This window comes from Nautilia sp., assembly GCF_053994455.1.
The window spans coordinates 1-3,159 of sequence record NZ_JBMYAU010000029.1 but is presented as its reverse complement, the minus strand read 5'-3'; the positions used below and the strand labels follow the sequence as shown (position 1 = coordinate 3,159).

5 protein-coding genes, 2 tRNA genes and 1 pseudogene are annotated in these 3,159 nt (G+C 33.0%); 5 read left to right on the top strand and 3 right to left on the bottom strand.

From position 1 onward, the window contains the following. Positions 1–113, top strand: a pseudogene (locus tag ACXJIE_RS02075) (IS982-like element ISSude1 family transposase); the annotation flags it as partial. 254 nt (positions 114–367) lie between these two features. Here the strand turns inward: ACXJIE_RS02075 and ACXJIE_RS02070 are convergent. The 3 genes from ACXJIE_RS02070 to ACXJIE_RS02060 form a co-directional block, all read right to left on the bottom strand. Next, positions 368–444: transfer RNA gene (locus tag ACXJIE_RS02070), tRNA-Thr, on the bottom strand. 34 nt (positions 445–478) lie between these two features. Then, a tRNA-Asn gene (locus ACXJIE_RS02065) sits at positions 479–554 on the bottom strand. A 37-nt stretch (positions 555–591) separates the two neighbouring features. After that, complete coding sequence (locus ACXJIE_RS02060; RefSeq protein ID WP_456479319.1) at positions 592–1,005, bottom strand: hypothetical protein; 414 nt, start codon at positions 1,003–1,005, stop codon at positions 592–594. A gap of 74 nt (positions 1,006–1,079) precedes the next feature. Here ACXJIE_RS02060 and ACXJIE_RS02055 point away from each other — a divergent pair, with 74 nt between their 5' ends. The 4 genes from ACXJIE_RS02055 to ACXJIE_RS02040 all read left to right on the top strand — a co-directional run. Beyond that, complete coding sequence (locus tag ACXJIE_RS02055; protein ID WP_456479318.1) at positions 1,080–1,790, top strand: AraC family transcriptional regulator; 711 nt, start codon at positions 1,080–1,082, stop codon at positions 1,788–1,790. A gap of 36 nt (positions 1,791–1,826) precedes the next feature. Next, complete coding sequence (locus ACXJIE_RS02050; protein ID WP_456479317.1) at positions 1,827–2,225, top strand: Fur family transcriptional regulator; 399 nt, start codon at positions 1,827–1,829, stop codon at positions 2,223–2,225. Next, positions 2,194–2,997, top strand: a complete 804-nt coding sequence (locus tag ACXJIE_RS02045) for a metal ABC transporter solute-binding protein, Zn/Mn family (protein ID WP_456479316.1) — start codon at positions 2,194–2,196, stop codon at positions 2,995–2,997. Before ACXJIE_RS02050 ends, ACXJIE_RS02045 begins: the two co-directional genes overlap by 32 nt. Continuing rightward, positions 2,994–3,159 (top strand): ATP-binding cassette domain-containing protein (locus tag ACXJIE_RS02040; protein WP_456479320.1); only part of this gene is annotated, 166 nt, incomplete at its 3' end. The genes ACXJIE_RS02045 and ACXJIE_RS02040, both read left to right, overlap by 4 nt.

Here is a 3,159-nt window from a genome sequence, read left to right as displayed (position 1 = left end):
AAGCAACCTCTATTGGTGGTTTTTTAACAAAACTTAAGCTTTTTATTTTAACTTATAGTTTCGACTGTTTTTTGAAACTGGATAAAGATAAACAAAATTTACTTTTTAACTAGCAATTTGGGTTAATATAATATTTTTTCGTATAAATATTTATATATTAACGCCTCATTATATCTCTTCTTATTTTTTATTCATCCAAAACCCCGTATTTGTTTTGGATATTTATATTTTAGATTTTAAGAAACAATCATTAAAAATCTCCATTCAACAAAGTGTCTGTCACTATAATAAAATATGTAATTTTTTACTTTTAACACAAATTTTATACCGAAATTAAACTCCGTATTGTATTAATAAAGATATTAAATGGAGCCGACGACGGGATTCGAACCCGTGACCTGCTGATTACGAATCAGCTGCTCTGGCCAACTGAGCTACGACGGCTTTTGGTGACAGACACTTTTAAAAATAAATTCAGTGGCTCCGGCGAGAGGACTCGAACCTCTGACCCGACGGTTAACAGCCGTCTGCTCTACCGACTGAGCTACGCCGGAATGTGGATTGAAATTATATGCAAAAATTTAATTCGTGTCAAGAATTTTTTGAAATTTTTTTCAGATACCAGTAAATTGCGGGAAAGCCGGCCAAAATTTCAATAAATATGGTAGCAATCCTACTGCCAATGCTTCCGTGATAAACAAAAGCGATTATCCCAACTATCGGAACCACAAACACCAAAGCCCTCCACAGAATCGAAAAATAAAGTTTCAAATAACCCGTTATTCTGTTTTTAAAACTTATGATACCGTGTTTTTCAAAAAAATACCCGAGAGCAAAAATGCTGATTAAAACAGTTAAAACAAAAATCACAATAAATATCTCTTTCATATAAAAAAACAGTCTCCAATACATAAGCAGATCTTCAAACAGCATAAAATCAACTAAAATTACAAAAAACATAAATACGGCAATATCCATCCACAGATAAAAGGCTTTTTTAAACATATTACACTCCGCAATTTTTTCTATGATTTTAATCAATTCAATGATACAATAATTATATTTCAAAAAGGTTAAATATGATTAAATTCGACAAAACTGCGGCATATATTGAGGATATTCACAACAATACGGAATTTAAACCGCATTTTCACCAGACATACTCTTTCGCACTTATTACAAACGGATCGTGTGTTGTCGAATTTAAAAACAAAACCCTTAACTATGAAAAAAATGATTTCAGGATTATAAATCCGAATGAAATACATGTTGTTAAATCCGGAATATGGGAATATAAAAGTATTGTACTGGAAAAAGATTTCGTCAATCAAATAACCTTTGAAATCGCCTCAGTAAAAGATCTAAACTTTCAAAACAAAATAACCTCAAACGAAATCAATACGCTTTTTTGCAAGATGTACAACAAAAACGAAGAAGCGGTATATTTCTTCTTTGAAAAACTGATTTCCTACACCCAGGAGATTGAGCTTCCCGATATAAAATTAAAAAGATCTATTCAGCTGATTGATGAAAATTTTACGCAAAAACTCGACCTGCAAACCCTTGCAGAATCTGAAAATTTAAGCAAATATCATTTTTTGAGGCTTTTTAAAAACCAGCTCGGACTCACCCCTCATCAATACATAATAGTTAAACGCTTAAATTACGCACTTAAACTTATGAAAAAAGAAAACAACCTCTCAATCGTGGCTGTAAACGCCGGATTCAGTGATCAGAGCCATTTTATAAAAGAATTTAAAAAAGTATTCGGATTTACTCCCAAGCATTAATTTTGCAACTCAGTTGCATTTTGATATAATTTCATTATGAGTTGTGAAAATATAGAAAATCTTAAAAAAACAGAACTTAAAATAGCTTTGTTGTTAGAAGAAAAACATCTTTTAAGTGCAAAAGAGTTGCAAAATATTCTCGAAGTTGACAAAGCCACGATCTACAGAAACATAAAACACCTGCTTAAAAAACAGACAATCAGAGAAATTAAAAACAGTGAAGGTGTGGGCTTTTATGAACTGAACTGTAAAATCCACAATCCTATACATCCTCATTTTGAGTGCAGGGTCTGTAAGAAGATCTATTGTCTTAAACCTTTTAACGCCGAGGATATTTTAAGCCTTTCCAATTACAGCGAATACGATATAGAAGAAATAGAAGTTATATTTAAAGGAATATGTGATGAATGTAAAACAGTTACCAGTGAAAAGTGAAAAATTAAAAGTTTTATTGATTCTATTTTTTCTGACACCGCTTTTTGCGTTGAATATAAGCGTGACGATACTGCCTCAAAAAGGCGTTGTAAAAGCTATCGGAGGAGATAAAGTAAAGGTAAATGTAATGGTGCCTCCTGGAAATTCCCCCGCCACGTACGCGCCTAATTTCAAACAGTTAAAAGAGCTGAAAAAATCGGATATTTATTTCACAATAGGTGTACCGTTTGATAAAAAGTATCTTTCTAAAATAAAAGAAATAAACCCGAATATTAAAATTATTTATTTCGGAAACCTTATTAAAACAACCAACAACCCTCACATCTGGCTAAGCCCCGCCCTTTTACAGCTTCAGGCGAAAACCGTGCTTGATACGTTGATTGAGAATGAGCCGAAAAACAAAACATACTATCTGAATAACTACAAAAACTATATTAAAACCCTTGCAAACCTTGAGGTTAAAGGATTTGAAAACATACGCCAAAAAGCGTTTATTACGTTTCATCCTTCATTTTACTATTTTGCAAAAGATTTTCACATTAAACAGATCGCAATACAAAAAGAAGGAAAAGCCCCGAGTTTCGCATACCTTGCCAAAATTATCAAACTCGCAAAAGCAAACGGCGTAAAAACGGTAATAATTTCGCCTGAATTCCCTACCAAATACGCAAAAATCGTAGCTGCCAAAATAGGTGCGAAAGTGGTTATCGTATCGCCTTTAAACGAAAGACCGGAAGATACCATAAATCAACTCACAGAGGTGCTTAAATGAAAGCGCTTGAAGTAAAGAACCTTTATTTCAAATACGACAAAGAAACGGTGCTTGAAAATATAAATTTCAGCCTTGAAGATAAAGAATTTATGGCTATAATCGGTCCGAACGGAGGCGGTAAAACGACTCTTTTGAAACTGATATTAGGATTTCTAAAGCCGT